Below are 17450 nucleotides of genomic sequence, written 5' to 3' on the forward strand. Positions count from 1 at the left end.
GGAATGCCCGCTGGCTCGGTAATGCCGGGCAGTCGACCAGCTTTCGCCTACGCATAAAAAACCCGGCTCCTTGCAAGAAGAGCCGGGTTTGGCGTTACCGGGACGCTATCAGAGCTTGTCGACGGTTTTTTTGATCGCCTCCTTGGCGTCACCCTTGAGTTGTTGGGCTTTGCCCTTTATTTGCTGAGCATCGCCTTTACCTTCAAGACGTGGATTATCGGTGACCTTACCGACAGCCTCTTTGACTTTACCGATGGCTTCGTTGGTGTGGCCTTTGACTTTGTCTTTCGTGCTGCTCATGTGGCACCTCATTTTCAATGGATTGCGGGGGGTGGAGTCTGCTCAGTCTCAATGGTTTCGTTTTTCTGACGAATGAATGGTTGGGGAGGCAAAGCCAAACACGCAGGTAGCCCGGATATCCGCGGCGGCCAACGCGAAGCCTGTCCAGCAGCACTGCTGGCACGCGACGCTCAAAGATGAGCCGTCACCCGAGACCAACACAAAGCGCCCCGACCTGCCGCTGTGCCCTCCAGGGCCACGCTAGGCCTTCTTGTACTCATTGCCGTCGGGCTTGGGGTCCAGCAACAGCGGCACGACATGCAGGATCAGCAGCGCCATCAGGGTGCCGAGCACCGCAGTCGCTTCATGCCCCAGCCCCACCGCCACGCCGATGGCCGCAGTGGCCCATAGCCCGGCGGCAGTGGTCAGGCCTTGCACATTGGAGATGTCCTGGCCTTTGAGGATGGTGCCTGCGCAAAGAAAACCGATACCGGCGGCCACGCCCTGAATCACTCGACTCAGGGCATCGTGACCCGCGCCTTCCAGCTCCAAGAGCATGACGAAGACACTTGCTCCCAGGCACACCAGCATGTGCGTACGCACGCCTGCGGCCTTGCCCTTTACCTCGCGCTCATAGCCAAGCACCCCGCCCAGCAGTACGGCCAGCAGCAGCCGCAGGGTGGCACGGGTCAGGTGTTCCACTTGGCCGAGGTCGGAAAACTCGTCCAGCAGAGTGGTCAGCACGCGCTCGGCGAAGTCCATTTGCCTCTCCTGACTGGTGTCCCTTAATCCCTGGCCTAGCAACAGCGGCGCGGCTTTCAGGCGGGAACGCGCGAGCGATCAGCCGTGCTAGACGTAGGATTGCCCTTTGAAGCCTCTGGGCAGACGCTGCAGCCCCGGCATGTCGGTAAGCTTTTGCAGCCAGGCTGTGCGCCATTTGCAGGCTTCGTGGAGGGCCTTGGCAACGTGCCGCGCCGCTCGGCGCGCCGCGTTGCGTTCGACTCGGCGAGCCTCCTGGAAGACGTCACTGCCGCGGCAGTTGCGACACTTCACCTGCGCCACTGCCGTGGTGCTGGCCAGTGTGTCGCCGTGACGGCCGCAGGCCAGATGCCCGTCGGTCATGTAGTGAGTAACTTGAGTAGCCATCGATGAATCTCCTGCGCAGTGGGTGCGGTACAGGACAGGCGCTTGGGCCATGGGGATAGTCGCCGCGGCCCACACAAGGCCAGCCGGCAGTTCAAGATGCTGTCGGCATCACCCTCGGCGCCCTTGAAGGAACTGGACCAGAAACACCACGATCGCCACGACCAGGAGGATGTGGATAAGACCACCCAAGGTGTAAGACGAAACCAGTCCCAGCGCCCACAGAACCAACAAGATAATCGCGATCGTCATGAGCATGTCGGTATCTCCAATCAGTGTGCGGCTCGTATCTGCCTACAGCACAGATTGTGCGCAGCAACCGCCCCCGGTCTGTTCGCTAGCGAACACTCGCTGCCTGCTGCCGCGCAGCAAGTAGCCCGAACGATGGAAAAGCTTCGCGGTTTTCCACCCTATGCGGCTACGCGAGACTGATTGAGTTCGAGCGCTGGGATGCATGACGCGGAACGTCACTGGCAGCATTCGCAAACGATCAGCCGCGTGGGCGTTACAATGCCGCGATTACCGATACCCGGAGCCAGATTGCCGATGTTCACCCTTGTACAGCTGGATATCCCGCCGCCCGAATCCCTGAAAAGCCAGGTGTTGCAGATGGTGGTGGACTACTTCAGCGACATCAGCCCGGTCTCGCTGACACCGAGCAATCCGCTCTACCAGCTGTACCAGTACGTGATCGGCTACGAGGTGCACCTGTATCTGCAGGGCATGGACGCAGCCCTTCAGACCAGCGCGCGGTTGATCCTGGCCCTGGATGATCAAGACCCGTCCCAGGTGCTCGGCTTCGCCCTGTACCTGCCGGCCAAGGATGCCCCCGAAGCCTGCACCCTGGCTTATATGGCCGTCCAGGCCAGCCACCGCCGCCACGGTATGGCCCGCGCCATGTTGCAGCAGATGATCACCCGCCACCCGCATACCGAACTGGCCTGCGTGGCAAGCAAGGTGCCGATCTTCGAGGCCATGGGTTTTCAGGTATTGGCGGCGCGCGGGCCACAGGTGCTGATGAATACACGGAATTACAGCTCGGACGGCATGATCGCCGTGCAGGACCTGGCGCCGATCTTCCAGTCCAAGGAAGTAAGGCAGATCCACGCCTACCTGGTGCAGCAGCACGGCAAGAAAGCCATGAGCGACGCGGAGAAAAAGCGCGACCGCCTGCTCGACCAGATGGCCCGCCAAGCGCAGGCGCTGGTGGACGAGCGCCGCGTTTGGCTGCACTAAAGAGAGCTAGCCCATCGGGCTGAAGCCATTGCTGGCACTGCAATAGCGATCTTCCATGCGCTTGCTCTTGGGCTCCCGATCCGCGTCCCAGCGCTTACCCCAGTCGCGGCACTGCTCCTTGAAGAACTGCTTGGCACCCTTGCGGCACTCGCGGTAGTCGATGGAGCCACGCCGGTGATTGGCACAGACACTGGTGTAGTCGATGCGGTTATCCAGCACCTGCCATGCGGCTTGATAGGTATCCCCACCACTCCACTTGGCGATCCGCTGCACGTCGTTTTCCACCTGAGCACTTGAGCCACGGCGAGGATTGCTAGCCTCTGTCTTTTCTTCGCGATAGCGCGCCAGGTATTGCGCATTGACCATGCCCTGGGCCTGCTCCGGCGGTGCTGAACGAGGCAGTTTGCCGTAGCGACAACGCACCACGTTCTCGTCGATGACCTTGTCGGCGCCTATGCAATCAGCCAAGGAGCTAGGCTCACTGGACTGCAGCGCGGTGCTGCTGGGCTGGATCGGTTCCAGATGCTGGGGAATGGGGTAAGCATCGGGGGCTACCGCTGGCGGCGAAACTGTCTCGACCAACGAAGACGGCGGTGCGAGCCAGTCACGCAGAGGGCCACGGGCGTACAGCAGGTACAGCGCCCCGCTCAGCACAGTGAGTACGGCGAGCCCGTTGAAAAGAGCGATTAGGTTGCTGCCACGCCGCCGTGCCAGGCCCTGCATGCGCTCGCGGATATAGTCCGGAGCATCGTCCCAGTCGTTGCCTTGCCAGTCGTCCCGTTTGGCCATCACCAATCCCTTGCCGGTTCCTGAGGGTGAATTCGCTCACACAGCGCAGACGATACCCATGGCGCCCCGGTCGGCCAATAGACCCGCAGGAAAGATCGTCCGCCGGCCCTCAAGGCGCGCCAAACAGTGCCGTCCAGTAGATCCCCGCATCACTCTTCGGATCGACCGCATAGGCCGCGCCCAACTCGCTGAACTGTGCGGCCATCAGGTTGGCGCAGTGGCCGGGACTGGCCAGCCAGCCGTCGACCACCTTGCGTGCGCCGTCCAGCCCGGCAGCGATGTTCTCGCCGATCTGCTGGCCGCTGTAACCAGCCAGTTCGGCGCGGTCGCCAGGGGTGCGGCCGTCACGGTCTCGATGGTCGAAGAAGTTGCCGTTGGCCATCGCCCGGCTATGGCTCTCGGCCGTACTCGCCAGCGTGGCGTTCCAGGCCAGCGGCGCGGCAGCGGCGAAGGGTTGTCCGCCACACTGGCGCGCCTGGGCGCGGGCGGCGTTGATCTGTTCCAGCAGCTTCTGCCCTTCCGCCTGCCAGTCGCCCAGGCGCCCGCCCAGCAGCGGTCGCGCCAGGACGATGCGCCAGTCGCGGTCCAGGCGGCTCACGCCGATATCGACAAACTGCGGATCGAGTACCACCTGGCAGAAGCTCTCGCGCAGGGCCTGCATCGCCGCTTGCGCATCGCGCGGGCCGGACAGGCTGATCGCCTGGACATTGACCATCGGGTAGCTGGCGCGAGCCAGTGCGCCCTGCAGGTCGGCGCTACCGGTGGCCGGCAGCACCAGACGCGGATCGGCGGCCAGCGGCGGCAGCTCGGCCGAAGCCTGGCCAGCGCAGCGCTGCACCTGGCTGCGGTAGGCGTTGATCGACTCGATCAATTGCGCCTCTTCGGCCGCTCCCGCCGTGGCGGCTATCAGCAGGCCCAGCGACAGGGCGACGAGACGCGGAATGAATGACGTGACGCGCATGAACAACTCCCTCGACATGACTGTGCACATGATGCGCGATTACGCGCGTTTGCGAACCCCATGCGGGAGCAGATCGTGCGCGGGCGTATCGGAGCGACAAGAATCTGCGGGGGCACTGTGCGTGCACCACGAAGCCCGTGCGTACGGCGGGCCCTAGGCAAGCGACGCGCAGAGCGGAACCTGTATGGCCCGATTGCTCATGGGTCACAGCTGAGAAAGACCGTAAACCAGTGCTCAGGCGTAAACGCTGAGGCCGCCTTTGGCCTGCAGCCAGTCGCGGTAGGTCTTCAGCGAGCTGGTCTGCTCGGTGCCGTTGTAGCCGACGAAGGTGTCGCTTTCGCCGAAGCCTCGATCGACCAGCTTCTGCACCTGAGCCAACAGCTTGTCGGCGTCTTCGCGCTCCAGCTCGGCGACATCGGGCAGCTCGATCTTTTCCCGCGCGCCGCTGGCCTCGCTGTTGAGCGCGGCACGCTCACTGGCCACCAGGCCACTGGCGTTGCTCTGCATGGCCCGCAGCAGACCGCCGCGGCTGTGTGCCACCAGGTCGGCGGCGTAGCGCCGCAGTTCGGTAACCGGATCGCTGCTGCTTGTTGCCGGTTGTTCCTGCGGCGTGCCGGTGCTGGCGGCATTGCTCTTGCCGATGTTGCTGACATAGTTCGCCACTGGCGAATGACTGGAGATGGTGTTCATGGCCGCGCCCTGCGTCTGTTCACAGGACGTGTTTAGCAGGATCCGAGCCAGATCACGCAAGCCCCGCCACGTCTGGCCTGGCACACTATCGATTGGGGTTGCGCAGGCCATCGCTTGCCAGCGTAGGCAAACCTTTGCCGACGACGAGCCAGGGTGCGGCAAAACCTTGGGCAGTTATCTCGTCAAGCGACTAAGGTATCGACGTCACGGACAGGCATGGCATGCCCCATGCGTATCCGGTAATCCAACCCGCCAAGGAAGCTTGCCATGCACCTGATTACCGCCCAGCTGAAACTCATCATGCTGATCACCGGCGCCCTCACCTGCACCATGGCATACGCCCTTGTCGCGCCGCAGGCCGCGCTGCTGTCGATGTTTGGTGAAGCGCTGCCGGACAGCCCGCTGATGCACATCGTGGTGCGCAGTTGGGGCATGCTGATCACCCTGCTCGGCGCGGCGCTGATCTACGGCGCCTTCAACCCGGCCGTGCGCCCACTGGTGCTGACCCTCGCCGGTCTGAGCAAGCTGGTGTTTGTCGGTCTGTTGATCCTGCTGGGCGGCCAATACCTGCCGAAAACCCTCACGCCGATCCTGATCGATGGCCTGGCCGTGATCCTCTACGCCATCTGCCTACCGCGCGCTCGCCGCGAAGCCGCCGCGATTTAGGCCTGCTCCGCTATGGTGGCAGCCATCGCTCAGTCGTGCAGATAGCTCTGCACGATACGCTCGTGGCTGCCATCCTCGACCAGTTGCCGTAACACACGCGCATAGCTCTGCACGAACTCCGCCGAATTGCTCTTTTTGCTGAAAGCCACTTCCGCAGCATCGGCGGAAACCACCACGGCCGTCGGCCTGATGCTGTCGTCGAGGCCCAGCTGCTGGGTCTCGTAGAGACCCGTACTTTCATCGGCAATCACGCCGTCGATGCGCCTCTTCTTGACCATCTGCCACAGGTTGGCGCGACTGGTGCTGAACGACACGCGCGAGGCGAAGTCGGCCTCGGCCATCAGCTGCTGATAGACCGGCCCGTAGGAAACATCGATCTGCGCGCCCAGGCGAAACGTGGTGTTCTGCAGGTCGAGCAGGTCGCTGACGGGCCAGCGCGCCAGTGCGTCCTGGTGCATGAAGAGGATATTGCGCGAGGGTTTCAGTACCGCGCCGGAGAAGTGTGCATACACCTCGCGCTCGGGCTTGCGGAAGGCGCCGGGGAGGATATCCAACCGCCCCAGCTCAAGCTCTTTGAGCGCTCGTGCCCAGGGCAACTTGACCAGCTTCACCGTGCAACCCAGCCGCGCCAGCGCCGCCCGGTTGAGATCGATATCGATACCGCCAACCTCGCCATTCGCTTGCAGCATGCTGAAAGGCGGATCGTCGTCCCAGCGCAGGCTCTTCTGGCAGGCCTGCACCGCGCCTGGAAGGCTGATGAACAAAAGCAGCACCGTGCATGTATAGAAACGGCGTAGTGGGCTCGAAGCGTCGACGACAACTCTATTCAAGATCAGCGCTCACAGGGACTCATCCGATGGATTTGAGTCTAGAGAAGCGCGCGGGCGGCGGCCACGACTTCCTGCTGCTGCCAAAAACCGGCACCACCTTACAACTAGAGCGGTATGAGGCGTCGCTGGTTTGCCCTAAAAATGCCCAAAACCCTTTCCCCAAAAACGAAAAAGCCCCTGATTCATTAATGAATTCAGGGGCTTAGTCAGTATCGAGTATGGCGGGAAGATAGGGATTCGAACCCTAGGTGCACTTGCGTACACAACGGATTTCGAATCCGTCCCGTTCGGCCACTCCGGCATCTTCCCACGGCGGCGCGCATGATATCAGCTCAAGGCGTTTTGGCGAACCCCGTTCGGCGTTTTTTTCGCATGGATTCAGGTGCTTGCGAAATCGCCGAGGAAGGGAGACTGTTTTCGAGCATAAAAAAGAGGAGCCGAGGCTCCTCTTTGCTAGCGCGGGCCGAAGCGCCGATCAGTTGGTCAGACGGGTCAGCGCTTCGCGGTATTTGTCCGCAGTCTTCTGCGCCACGTCGGCCGGTACGGCGGGAGCTGGCGGCTCCTTGTTCCAGCCGGTAGATTCCAGCCAGTCGCGCACGAACTGCTTGTCGAAGCTCGGCGGATTGCTGCCTTCGGCGTAGCTGTCGGCCGGCCAGAAGCGGCTGGAGTCGGGGGTCAGCGCCTCGTCCATCAGGGTCAGGGTGCCGTTTTCGTCCAGGCCGAACTCGAACTTGGTGTCGGCGATGATGATGCCGCGGGTGGCCGCGTATTCGACCGCTGCGCTGTACAGGGCGATGGCGGTGTCGCGCACCTTGGCCGCCAGTTCGGCGCCGATGATCGCTTCGCACTGCTCGAAGCTGATGTTCTCGTCATGGTCGCCGACGGCGGCCTTGGTCGAGGGGGTGAAGATCGGTTGCGGCAGCTTGGCCGCTTCTTTCAAACCGGCTGGCAGCCGGATGCCACAGACGGTGCCGCTCTTCTGGTATTCCTTCCAGCCGGAGCCGACGATGTAGCCACGCACGATGGCTTCCACTGCGACCGGCTGCAGACGCTTGGCCACTACCGCACGACCTTCCACCAGCGGCAACTCGGCAGCCGGCACCACGTCTTCAACCCGGTCGCCGGTGAAGTGGTTGGGCACCACGTCCTTGAGCTTGTCGAACCAGAAGTTGGAGATGGCGGTGAGGATCTTGCCCTTGTCCGGGATCGGCTCGTTGAGGATTACGTCGAAGGCCGACAGGCGATCGGTGGCGACCATCAGCATGCGCTTGGCGTCGATTTCGTAGAGGTCGCGGACTTTACCCGAATAGATTTTCTTCAGGCTCAGGGTGCTGGGAGTGGTCATGTCGGAATTTCCGCCTTGATCAAACGAAACAGGCGAAACCCACCGGGTTTCGCCTATCGAGTTACTGCTCGGCCGGCACCCGAGGTGCCGGCACCTTGCAACTTAGCCGAGGTTTTCCTGGATCAGCTGCAACACACGGCGCGCCACGTCTTCCGGCGCTACGGTGTTGAGGTCCTTCTCCACGGAAACCTGCACGTCGCCATCGGCCGAGCGGGTCAGGCGAACCTGATAGCGCTCGGCACGGGCGTCGATTTCTTCCTGGCTTGGCTCGCTGCCGAACAGGCCACTGATGAAGCCTTTCTCTTCTTCCGGCTTCTTCGCACCTTCGGCCAGGTTGACGTAGTACACGCCCAGGCTGCGGTTGATGTCGTCGATGCGCACGTTGCCCAGTTCCAGGGAACGGCCGACGCTGGACCAGGCACGATCGAAGTCGGTGCTGAGGTTGAGTACCGGGTTGCCGTTGCCGTCCTGGGTCAGGCTGACGCGGCTAGGTGCATCGTAGTCGCGGGCGGCCAGCAGGGACACAGAGCCGTGCTCGGCGGTGCTGCTCAGGTCAGCCAGCATGCCGTCGAGCAGCGAGGCTTCCAGCGGAGCATTGCCAGTACGTGCCGGGAAGGCTACGTCGGCAGAGCTGCCCTCGTCGCGCTCGGCGCTGACGATGAACACTTCGCTGGTGTTACGCACCACGCCCGGCTCGATACGCACACGCACGCGCACTTCATTGTCACTATCAGTCATCAGGTCGCCCAAGCGACGCGCCATGGACGGTGCCAGCTCTGCAGCCGGCTGCCAGGCGCTGCTGAACTCGCCGGTCTGCGGGCGCTCTTCGGCAATACGGAAACCGTTGTTCTCGAAATACTGGCGCGCTACCGGCCAGACTTCCGCCGGGCTGCGCTGAGCCACCAGCCAGCGCGAGTCACCGCTCTTCTGCAGGCTGAACTCGCTGGTCTCGCCGACCGGCATGGCCTGCGGACGCGGCACTTCGAATTTTTCCGGAGTATCGGTGCTGGTGGCCACGTTCATCGGCACCGGCAGCAGAGGGTCTATGCGTTTGGCATCGACGTTCGCCGGCATCTGCATCGGCGCGGTCTGGCGCGAGTCCAGGTAATCGGTGCTGCGGTCACGGAAATAGCCTTCGTCACCCCACAGCCACCCGCAACCGCTGGTGCTGGAGATAATCACGGCAAGGGCGGAAAGTCCGGCCAATCGCTTCATGCGTAATGCTTCCTCGGTTAAACCAGTACGCCGGACTGGCGCAGGGCCTGACGCAGCGGTTCGTGACAACGCGGGCTGAGCCAGGTCAGGGGCAGGCGGATGCCGTCCGGCATCATGCCCATTTCATGCAGGGCCCACTTCACCGGAATCGGGTTGGATTCAATGAACAGAGTTTTGTGCAGCGGCATCAGGCGCTCGTTGATGGCGCGGGCAGTGGCGGCATCGCCAGCCATGGCGGCGGCGCACAGTTCGGCCATGGCGCGCGGAGCGACGTTGGCGGTGACCGAGATGTTGCCCTTGCCGCCCATCAGCATCAATTCGACGGCAGTGGCGTCGTCACCGGAATAGACCAGGAAGTCCTTGCTCACTCGATCCAGTATTTCCTGGCCGCGCTGCAGGTCGCCAGTGGCTTCCTTGATACCGATGATGTTACTGATCTTGGACAGGCGCTCGACGGTCTCCGGCAGCATGTCGCAGACGGTACGACCCGGCACGTTGTAGAGAATCTGCGGAATCGCCACCGCTTCGGCGATATGGCGGAAGTGCTGGTACAGGCCTTCCTGGGTCGGCTTGTTGTAGTAGGGGGTGACCAGCAGGCAGGCATCGGCGCCGACGCTCTTGGCGTTCTGGGTCAGCTCGACCGCTTCGCGGGTGCTGTTGGCGCCGGTACCGGCGATCACCGGGATGCGCCCGTTAACCTGATCGACCACGCGGCGGATGACCTCGACATGCTCGTGGACATCCAGGGTAGCGGACTCACCCGTGGTGCCGACGGCAACGATGGCGTTGGTGCCCTCTTGCAGGTGGAAGTCCACCAGCTTGCTCAGGCTGTCCCAATCCAGACCACCCTGTGCGTCCATGGGCGTGACCAGTGCCACCATACTGCCCGAAATCATGCAACCGCTCCTGCCGGAAAAAGAGAGCCGTAATGGTACTGACGCCACCAGGGTTGTACAAGCAAAGGACTGCACCTGCCGACCGTTAAACAGAATGTGCTGCCAGCCACGCCGTACGCCGCACCGGCATTCCCCTGAGCGGTGCTTTTCGCTACCCTTCCTTCCTTTGTTCGCCACGTCATGTGCCGATCACTCTTCGTTTTAGGAATGCTGCATGTCCACCCCCCAGGTTCGCGAACAATTCCTCGTTATCAGCGCCCTCGGCGCCAACCCCATGGAGCTGACCAGCGTGCTGTGCCGGACCAGCCAGGAGAACCGCTGCGCCATCGTCAGCACCCGCCTGACCCGCCACGGCGAGTACAGCGCGCTGATCCTGCAGGTCAGCGGCAGCTGGGATGCTCTGGCACGCCTGGAAGCGGCTCTGCCGGTACTGGCCAAGAAGCACAGCTTCAGCGTCAACATGACCCGCAGCGGCGCCCTGGAGAATCGCCCCCAGGCCTTGCCTTATGTGGCCTACGTCAGCTGCGTGTACCGCCCGGACATCCTCAACGAGCTGTGTCAGTTTTTCAGCGACCACCGCGTCGAGCTGGAAAACATCACCTGCGACACCTACCAGGCCCCGCAGACCGGCGGGACCCTGCTGAATGCCACGCTGACCGTGACCCTGCCAGCCGGTACGCAAATCAGCTGGCTGCGCGACCAGTTCCTCGACTTCGCCGACTCGCTCAACCTCGATGCGCTGATCGAACCCTGGCGCCCGCAGAACCCGTAAAGAGACAGAAGGAGCAGCACATGGCCGTTACCCTCGACCAGCCGGTCGCCGACTTCAGCGCCGAAGCCACCAGCGGTGTGCAGGTCTCCCTGAGCGCCCTCAAGGGCCAGCAAGTGGTGATCTACTTCTACCCGAAGGACAGCACCCCGGGCTGCACCACCGAAGGCCAGGGCTTTCGCGACCACTACCCGGCCTTCCAGGCAGCCAACACCCTAGTGTTCGGCGTATCGCGCGACGGCATGAAGTCCCACGAGAACTTCAAGTGCAAGCAGGAGTTCCCCTTCGAACTGATCTCGGACAAGGACGAGGCGCTCTGCCAGCTGTTCGACGTGATCAAGCTGAAAAAGCTCTACGGCAAGGAATACCTAGGCGTCGACCGCAGCACCTTCCTCATCGACCAGAACGGTGTGCTGCGCCAGGAGTGGCGTGGGGTAAAGGTGCCGGGGCATGTGGAGGCCGTGCTGGCCGCCGCGCAGGCACTGAGCAAGCGTTAAACCACCGAACATGAAAAAGGGCCGCATCGTGGCCCTTTTTATTGCACCCCCCCTAAACCTTGCGCAACCAGTAACGGAATACACCGCCCTCTTCTTCCTCGCGCAGCAGTTCATGCCCAGCCAGGCGCGCAAAGGCACGAAAATCGCGCTGCGAGCCGGCATCGGTGGCGATCACCTTGAGTACCGCACCACTGGGCAAGCGGTTCAACTCCAGCTTGGCCTTGAGCAGCGGCAACGGACAGTTCAAGCCGCTGGCATCCAGCTCGGCATCACAGACAACAGGATCGGTCATCAAGGGCTCTCCACAGGGGCGGCAAGCATACCCAAGGCCGCACAACCCTGGCCAGCCGACCACCCTGGCAGCTACAGTAAGGCCTTTGTTTGCCATGAGCCCTGTGCATGAAGCTTCTGCGCCCTTACCTGCTCGCCCTCGCCTGCCTGCTCGCCTATCCGGTCACTGCCGATGACCTGCCTTCGCTGGGCGATGCCAGTTCATCGATCGTTTCGCCGGAACAGGAACACCAGCTCGGCCGCGCCTGGCTGAGCATTCTGCGCGGCCAGGTCGACCAGCTGTCCGACCCGCAGCTCAAGGACTATGTGGAAAGCAGCGTCTATCGCCTGGCGGAAACCAGCCAGGTGCAGGATCGGCGCCTGGAGTTCGTCCTGCTCAACAGTCCGCAGCTCAACGCCTTTGCCGCGCCAGGCGGAATCATCGGGGTCAACGGAGGCCTGCTCCTCTATGCGCAGACGGAAGGCGAATATGCCTCGGTGATGGCCCACGAACTGGCGCACTTGTCGCAACGCCACTTCGCCCGCGGCATCGAAGCCCAGCAACGCATGCAGGTACCGGTGATGGCCGCCATGCTCGCCGGTATCGTCGCCGCAGCAGCCGGCGCCGGCGATGCCGGCATCGCTACCATCATGGGCGCCCAGGCCGCTGCTATTCAGGAACAGCGGCGCTTCTCCCGACAGAACGAACAGGAAGCCGACCGCATCGGCCTGCTCAACTTGGAAAAGGCTGGCTACGACCCGCGCGCCATGCCGAGCATGTTCGAGCGCCTGCTGCGCCAGTACCGCTACGACCGCAAGCCGCCGGAATTCCTCCTCACCCACCCGGTATCCGAGTCGCGCATCGCCGACACCCGCAACCGCGCCGAACAATTTCAGCCAGGCGGCCTCAACGACAGCCTGCGCTACCAGTTGATGCGCGCCCGCGTGCAACTGATCTTCGAGGAGACGCCGGGGATCGCTGCCAAGCGCTTTCGCGCCATGCTCGAGGAAAACCCCAGGCTGGACGCTGCGCGTTATGGCCTGGCAATCGCCAAGATCAAGGGTGGCCAGCTCAACGAAGCACGCACGGCCTTGCAGGAGCTGCTGGCCAAGGCACCGGAAGACATCGCCTACAACCTGGCCATGGTCGATCTGGATATCACCAGCAACCGCCTGAGCGACGCCCGCCAGCGGGTAGAACGGCTGCGCAACTTGTATCCGAACAACTATCCGCTGGATCAGGCGCGTATCGACCTGATGTTCAAGCAGAGCCAGGGCAAGGAGGCCGAGGTAGCACTCAACGAACTGCTCAAGAACCGCCCGCATGACCCGGATGTCTGGTATCAGGTGGCCGAGGCCCGCGGCCTGGCCGGCAATATCATCGGCCTGCACCAGGCCCGCGCCGAGTTCTTCGCTCTGGTTGGCGACTACGACCAGGCCCTGTCGCAACTGGACCTGGCCAAGCGCCGCGCCAGCAGCAACTTCCCTCTGGCTTCGCGCATCGACGCACGCCAGCAGGAACTGATGGAGGAGAAGCGCGCGATCGACAAGATGCTGCGCTGATCCAGCACACAGAAAAAAGCCCGGCACTGCCGGGCTTTTTTCTATCTGCACTCACCTCAAGCGTTGCCGCTCAACTTCAGCCGGGCTGCCTGAGTGAAATCCAGCATGCGCTTGAGCGGTTTGATCGCTCGCGGGATCAGCGCCGGCTCGACCAGGATCTCGTTGCTGCCCTCGCGCAGGCACTGCAGGGTGCGCTGCAGGGTGTTCATGGCCATCCACGGGCAATGCGCGCAACTGCGGCAGGCAGCGCCATTGCCGGCGGTTGGCGCCTCGATGAAGACCTTGTCCGGGCACAGCTGCTGCATCTTGTAGAAGATGCCGCGGTCGGTGGCGACGATGAAGGTCTGGTTCGGCAAGGTCTGCGCGGCCTTGATCAGCTGGCTGGTGGAACCCACCGCATCGGCCAGCTCGATCACCGCTTCCGGCGACTCCGGGTGGACCAGCACGGCGGCGTCCGGGTACAGCACTTTCATGTCGTGCAGCTGCTTGGCCTTGAATTCTTCATGGACGATGCAGGCGCCATCCCATAGCAGCATGTCGGCACCGGTCTGACGCTGGATATAGCGGCCCAGGTGCTGGTCCGGGGCCCAGAGGATGGTTTCGCCGTTGTCCATCAGGCTCTCGACGATTTCCAGCGCGCAGCTGGAAGTCACCACCCAGTCAGCCCGCGCCTTCACCGCCGCCGAGGTGTTGGCATACACTACCACGGTACGCTCCGGGTGCTGGTCGCAGAACGCCGAGAACTCGTCGACCGGGCACCCCAGATCGAGCGAGCAGGTGGCTTCCAGGGTCGGCATCAGCACGCGCTTTTCCGGGTTGAGGATCTTCGCCGTCTCGCCCATGAACTTGACCCCGGCCACCACCACGGTCTGCGCCGCGTGCTGGTTGCCGAAACGGGCCATTTCCAGGGAGTCGGAGACGCAGCCGCCGGTTTCCTCGGCCAGCGCCTGGATCACCGGATCGCAGTAGTAGTGCGCCACCAGCACGGCATTCTGCTTCTTCAGCTCGGCAGCGATTTCACTGCGGTAGAAGGCCTCCTGCTCGGGCGTAAGCGGCACGGGCTGCTTGGCATCGAGATGGGCTTGAACCAGGAGGCGTTCGGAAATATGCGTCATGTTGATCAGACCTGCAGGCGCGGGTTGGCAAGTGGAGAGTATACCATCGGGCCCTACCGCCTCAGGGCGGCGGAGCTAACGCAGCAATGCCAGATGCAGCATCGCCCGACTTTTTTCGAGGCATAAAAAAAGCCAGTCTTGCGACTGGCTTTTGCGATTTGGTGGGTCGTGTAGGATTCGAACCTACGACCAATTGGTTAAAAGCCAACTGCTCTACCAACTGAGCTAACGACCCGACGCGGTGCGCATAATACTGATTTAATTCAGGAAATCAACACCCCGCGAAAAAACTTCAGCAATAACGGGTCGGATCCGCCACTCCCGCGGCGATAAAACCGGCCGCCCGCAGCCGACAGCTGTCGCACTTGCCGCACGCCCGGCCATCCTCGTCAGCCTGGTAGCAGGACACGGTCAGAGAATAGTCGACACCATGCTGCATGCCGATCTGCACGATCTGCGCCTTGCTCAGGTTCTGCAGCGGCGCCTGAATACGGAAGCCCTCGCCTTCCACACCCTCACGAGTCGCCAGATTGGCCACCCGCTCGAACGCGGCAATGAAGTCAGGACGGCAATCCGGATAACCGGAATAGTCCACCGCATTGACCCCGATAAAGATGTCGTGGGCGCCCAGCACCTCCGCCCAACCCAGGGCCAGGGCCAGGAATACCGTGTTGCGTGCAGGCACATAGGTCACCGGAATGCCTTCGGTCGGACTCTCCGGCACGGCAATCGAACTGTCGGTCAGAGCCGAGCCACCGATACCGTTGAGATTGAGGCCGACCACCTTGTGTTCGGCCACACCCAGCTGCGCCGCCACCCGCTCAGCCGCCTGCAACTCGACGCGATGGCGCTGGCCGTAATCGAAACTCATGCTGTAGCAGGCGAAGCCCGCCGCCTTGGCCTGGGCCAGGATGGTGGCGGAATCGAGGCCGCCGGAAAGCAGCACCACGGCTTTCTTGTCTGTCATCTCAGTACTCTCGAATCAGTGGCCGGGCTCATCGTTCCACAGCAGCTTGTGCAGCTGCATCTGGAAACGCACGGGCAGGTTGTCGGCGATGATCCACTCGGCCAGGGCACGAGCACTGACCTGCTGGTGGCTGGGCGAGAACAGCACTTCGCCGGCGCGCTGGTCGAGGCGGTACTCGATCAGCTTGGAAACGGCCCAGTCGTAGTCCTCGCGCGAGCAGATGACGAACTTGACCTGGTCGTTGCCGGTCAGCAGATCCAGGTTGCTGTACAGATTGCGCGAGACTTCCGCCGAGCCCGGGGTTTTCAGGTCAACCACGCGACTGACGCGGGGATCGGTGGCCGCAATATCGAGGGCACCGCTGGTCTCCAGCGACACCTCGTAGCCGGCATCGCACAGGCGCTTGAGCAGCGCGATGCAATTGGGCTGGGCCAGCGGCTCGCCACCGGTCACGCAGATGTAGCGCGGCTTGTAACTGGCGATCTGCGCGCAGATAGCGTCCAGGCTCATGAGCTCGCCGCCACTGAAGGCGTAGGCAGTGTCGCAGTACTGGCAGCGCAGTGGGCAGCCAGTCAGGCGAACGAACACAGTGGGCAAGCCACTGCTGCGCGTTTCGCCCTGCAGCGAGTAGAAAATCTCGGTAATGCGCAGGGTTTCTTGCATATCGGCACCGGGCGTGACGGCGAAACAGGCCATCCGCCTCCGTTGCGGGAAAGGGGTCGCGATTCTAAACGAAAATATTCAGGGAGACATTTTTAACGTCGCCCAGGCGACGGAGCGAAGGGCAGCCGCCACGGAGAGCAAGCCATAAAAAACCCGCGACTAGCGCGGGTTTCTGAGCAATACACCGTTCGATCAGGGCAGGCGTTGCAAGTCACGCTGAGCCAACTGAGCGGCTGAGGATCCGGGGAACTGGGCAATCAGCTGGCGCAGAATGCCCTTGGCCTTGTCGGTATTGCCCAGGCGCTGCTCGACATCCGCCAGCTTGAACAGCGAATCCGGCACCTTGGCATGGGTCGGATAGGTCACGCTGACCTGGGCAAAGGCCTTGCCGGCGCCTTGCAAATCGCCCTTGGCCAGGTTGACCTCACCGAGCCAGTATTGCGCGTTGCCGGCGTACTGGCTGTTCGGGTATTTGCGCAGGAAGGCGCCGAAGGCCTGGCTGGCCTTGTCGAAATCCTTGGCTTTGATCAGGTCGAAGGCAGCGTCGTAATACAGCTTTTCCTTCGCCGGGTCGGCCGGCTCATTGCTCGCAGGCTGTGCTGGAGCTTCTTGGGCCGGAGCCGTTGGAGCACCGCCGGCGTTGATCGCGCCGTCGGCAGGGGAATTTTGGGTAGGAGCTACGGCGCCAGCGGCACCACCGGCCAGACGGCCGTCCAGATCCTGGTAACGCGCCAAGCTTTCTTGCTTGAGGCGCTGAATCTCGTTCTGCTGTTCTTCAACCATACCGCGCAGCGAAGCAATTTCTTGCTGCATCTGCTGCAACTGCATGAACAGCTCACCCTGCGCCGAGGCCGGGGCCGTAGCCCCGCCCCCGGCGTAGGCGCCATTCGTGCCGTAACCCACCGGCGGATAACTGCTAGTACCGTAACCGGCACTACTATCCACCACGGGAACCTCGGCCACTGCCGCAAGCGGCAGGGCGAGAACCAGAGAGGCTACGACACGAAGGCACTTTTGCATGGCGAATTACTTACGCAGTTCGACGCGACGGTTCTGAGCCCAGGACTGCTCTTCGGTGCCAGTGGCAACCGGACGCTCTTCGCCGTAGGAAACCAGTTCCAGCTGAGCCGGGGAAACGCCCTGCAGAACCAGGTAGCGCTGTACGGCTTGAGCACGACGCTCGCCCAGAGCCATGTTGTACTCGCGGGTGCCGCGCTCGTCAGTGTGGCCTTCCAGAACGACGCGAGCGCCGTTGCCTTTCAGGTCCTTGGCGTGTACGTCCAGGGAACGCATGGCTTCCGGCTTCAGGTCGGAGCTGTCGTATTCGAAGTAGAAGGTGGTGATGGCGCGCAGAGCGGCTTCTTCGGTCGCGTTAGCGTCCAGACCATTGGCGTTGGCGTCGTAGCCAGCGTTCGGGTCGGTGGCACCTTCGCCAGCGTTGTCGCCGCCTTTGGACGAGCAACCAACAGTAACGGCCAGAGCCAGGCCCAGTGCAGCAAATTTCAGGATTTCCATGGTGTAACTCCTAATGGTTTCTAGGTGTGTTTAAAGCAAAG

At 62.6% G+C, this 17450-nt stretch carries 23 protein-coding genes and 2 tRNA genes; 6 read left to right on the forward strand and 19 right to left on the reverse strand.

Going from position 1 to position 17450, the window contains the following annotated elements; translation table 11 throughout:
• Nucleotides 1-108: 108 nt before the first annotated feature.
• The 4 genes from H3H45_RS18275 to H3H45_RS18290 all read right to left on the reverse strand — a co-directional run bounded on the left by H3H45_RS18275 (nt 109) and on the right by H3H45_RS18290 (nt 1680).
• Nucleotides 109-300 (reverse strand): CsbD family protein, encoded by a 192-nt coding sequence (locus H3H45_RS18275; protein WP_182835134.1) that lies wholly within the window; start codon nt 298-300, stop codon nt 109-111.
• A 240-nt stretch (nt 301-540) separates the two neighbouring features.
• Complete coding sequence (locus tag H3H45_RS18280) at nt 541-1041, reverse strand: MgtC/SapB family protein (protein WP_182835135.1); 501 nt, start codon at nt 1039-1041, stop codon at nt 541-543.
• An 87-nt stretch (nt 1042-1128) separates the two neighbouring features.
• Nucleotides 1129-1425, reverse strand: a complete 297-nt coding sequence (locus H3H45_RS18285; protein WP_182835136.1) for a hypothetical protein — start codon at nt 1423-1425, stop codon at nt 1129-1131.
• Between the two features lie 108 nt (nt 1426-1533).
• On the reverse strand, nt 1534-1680 hold the full coding sequence (locus H3H45_RS18290; protein ID WP_182835137.1) for a lmo0937 family membrane protein: 147 nt from the start codon (nt 1678-1680) through the stop codon (nt 1534-1536).
• 288 nt (nt 1681-1968) lie between these two features.
• Between H3H45_RS18290 and H3H45_RS18295 the strand changes: the two genes are divergently transcribed.
• Nucleotides 1969-2658, forward strand: a complete 690-nt coding sequence (locus H3H45_RS18295; RefSeq protein WP_182835138.1) for a GNAT family N-acetyltransferase — start codon at nt 1969-1971, stop codon at nt 2656-2658.
• 6 nt (nt 2659-2664) lie between these two features.
• On the opposite strand, the gene H3H45_RS18300 is transcribed toward H3H45_RS18295, so the two are convergent.
• From H3H45_RS18300 to H3H45_RS18310, 3 genes are all read right to left on the reverse strand, one after another.
• Entirely contained in the window at nt 2665-3447 is a 783-nt protein-coding gene (locus H3H45_RS18300; protein ID WP_182835139.1) for a hypothetical protein, read from the reverse strand.
• A gap of 109 nt (nt 3448-3556) precedes the next feature.
• Nucleotides 3557-4408 (reverse strand): CAP domain-containing protein, encoded by an 852-nt coding sequence (locus tag H3H45_RS18305; RefSeq protein WP_182835140.1) that lies wholly within the window; start codon nt 4406-4408, stop codon nt 3557-3559.
• Between the two features lie 234 nt (nt 4409-4642).
• A complete protein-coding gene (locus tag H3H45_RS18310) occupies nt 4643-5098 on the reverse strand; it encodes a hypothetical protein (RefSeq protein ID WP_182835141.1) in 456 nt (151 codons plus the stop codon).
• Nucleotides 5099-5365: 267 nt separating this feature from the next.
• Here H3H45_RS18310 and H3H45_RS18315 point away from each other — a divergent pair, with 267 nt between their 5' ends.
• Nucleotides 5366-5764: a hypothetical protein gene (locus H3H45_RS18315; RefSeq protein WP_182835142.1), complete on the forward strand. Its 399-nt coding sequence runs from the start codon at nt 5366-5368 to the stop codon at nt 5762-5764.
• Between the two features lie 29 nt (nt 5765-5793).
• Here the strand turns inward: H3H45_RS18315 and H3H45_RS18320 are convergent, their stop codons facing one another.
• Nucleotides 5794-6537 (reverse strand): substrate-binding periplasmic protein, encoded by a 744-nt coding sequence (locus H3H45_RS18320; protein WP_328822424.1) that lies wholly within the window; start codon nt 6535-6537, stop codon nt 5794-5796.
• A gap of 83 nt (nt 6538-6620) precedes the next feature.
• On the opposite strand from H3H45_RS18320, the gene H3H45_RS18325 reads away from it, so the two are divergent.
• Entirely contained in the window at nt 6621-6800 is a 180-nt protein-coding gene (locus H3H45_RS18325) for a hypothetical protein (RefSeq protein WP_182835143.1), read from the forward strand.
• 13 nt (nt 6801-6813) lie between these two features.
• On the opposite strand, the gene H3H45_RS18330 is transcribed toward H3H45_RS18325, so the two are convergent.
• From H3H45_RS18330 to dapA, 4 genes are all read right to left on the reverse strand, one after another.
• A tRNA-Ser gene (locus H3H45_RS18330) sits at nt 6814-6903 on the reverse strand.
• Between the two features lie 166 nt (nt 6904-7069).
• Complete coding sequence (locus H3H45_RS18335; protein WP_182835144.1) at nt 7070-7939, reverse strand: phosphoribosylaminoimidazolesuccinocarboxamide synthase; 870 nt, start codon at nt 7937-7939, stop codon at nt 7070-7072.
• 102 nt (nt 7940-8041) lie between these two features.
• Nucleotides 8042-9154 carry an outer membrane protein assembly factor BamC gene (gene bamC, locus H3H45_RS18340; RefSeq protein ID WP_182835145.1) on the reverse strand — a complete coding sequence of 371 codons (1113 nt, stop codon included), beginning with the start codon at nt 9152-9154 and terminating at the stop codon, nt 8042-8044.
• A gap of 17 nt (nt 9155-9171) precedes the next feature.
• Nucleotides 9172-10050: a 4-hydroxy-tetrahydrodipicolinate synthase gene (gene dapA, locus H3H45_RS18345; RefSeq protein ID WP_182835146.1), complete on the reverse strand. Its 879-nt coding sequence runs from the start codon at nt 10048-10050 to the stop codon at nt 9172-9174.
• A 214-nt stretch (nt 10051-10264) separates the two neighbouring features.
• Between dapA and H3H45_RS18350 the strand changes: the two genes are divergently transcribed.
• Nucleotides 10265-10822 carry a glycine cleavage system protein R gene (locus H3H45_RS18350; RefSeq protein WP_182835147.1) on the forward strand — a complete coding sequence of 186 codons (558 nt, stop codon included), beginning with the start codon at nt 10265-10267 and terminating at the stop codon, nt 10820-10822.
• A 20-nt stretch (nt 10823-10842) separates the two neighbouring features.
• On the forward strand, nt 10843-11316 hold the full coding sequence (locus H3H45_RS18355; RefSeq protein ID WP_182835148.1) for a peroxiredoxin: 474 nt from the start codon (nt 10843-10845) through the stop codon (nt 11314-11316).
• Nucleotides 11317-11368: 52 nt separating this feature from the next.
• On the opposite strand, the gene H3H45_RS18360 is transcribed toward H3H45_RS18355, so the two are convergent.
• Nucleotides 11369-11608, reverse strand: a complete 240-nt coding sequence (locus H3H45_RS18360; RefSeq protein ID WP_182835149.1) for a sulfurtransferase TusA family protein — start codon at nt 11606-11608, stop codon at nt 11369-11371.
• Nucleotides 11609-11715: 107 nt separating this feature from the next.
• Here H3H45_RS18360 and H3H45_RS18365 point away from each other — a divergent pair, with 107 nt between their 5' ends.
• Nucleotides 11716-13149: a M48 family metalloprotease gene (locus tag H3H45_RS18365; protein WP_182835150.1), complete on the forward strand. Its 1434-nt coding sequence runs from the start codon at nt 11716-11718 to the stop codon at nt 13147-13149.
• Nucleotides 13150-13205: 56 nt separating this feature from the next.
• Here H3H45_RS18365 and nadA read toward each other — a convergent pair whose 3' ends face one another.
• The 6 genes from nadA to pal all read right to left on the reverse strand — a co-directional run bounded on the left by nadA (nt 13206) and on the right by pal (nt 17409).
• Nucleotides 13206-14264 carry a quinolinate synthase NadA gene (gene nadA, locus H3H45_RS18370; protein ID WP_182835151.1) on the reverse strand — a complete coding sequence of 353 codons (1059 nt, stop codon included), beginning with the start codon at nt 14262-14264 and terminating at the stop codon, nt 13206-13208.
• Nucleotides 14265-14423: 159 nt separating this feature from the next.
• Nucleotides 14424-14499, reverse strand: a tRNA-Lys gene (locus H3H45_RS18375).
• A 57-nt stretch (nt 14500-14556) separates the two neighbouring features.
• Nucleotides 14557-15231: a 7-cyano-7-deazaguanine synthase QueC gene (gene queC / locus H3H45_RS18380; RefSeq protein ID WP_182835152.1), complete on the reverse strand. Its 675-nt coding sequence runs from the start codon at nt 15229-15231 to the stop codon at nt 14557-14559.
• Nucleotides 15232-15246: 15 nt separating this feature from the next.
• Complete coding sequence (gene queE / locus H3H45_RS18385; RefSeq protein ID WP_182835285.1) at nt 15247-15894, reverse strand: 7-carboxy-7-deazaguanine synthase QueE; 648 nt, start codon at nt 15892-15894, stop codon at nt 15247-15249.
• Nucleotides 15895-16086: 192 nt separating this feature from the next.
• The gene (gene ybgF / locus H3H45_RS18390; RefSeq protein ID WP_182835153.1) at nt 16087-16914 is read right to left on the reverse strand and encodes a tol-pal system protein YbgF; all 828 of its coding nucleotides are present in this window, start codon (nt 16912-16914) and stop codon (nt 16087-16089) included.
• A gap of 6 nt (nt 16915-16920) precedes the next feature.
• Nucleotides 16921-17409 (reverse strand): peptidoglycan-associated lipoprotein Pal, encoded by a 489-nt coding sequence (gene pal / locus H3H45_RS18395; protein ID WP_182835154.1) that lies wholly within the window; start codon nt 17407-17409, stop codon nt 16921-16923.
• Between the last annotated feature and the right edge of the window lie 41 nt (nt 17410-17450).

Source organism: Aquipseudomonas guryensis, assembly GCF_014164785.1.
GTDB lineage: Bacteria > Pseudomonadota > Gammaproteobacteria > Pseudomonadales > Pseudomonadaceae > Aquipseudomonas > Aquipseudomonas guryensis.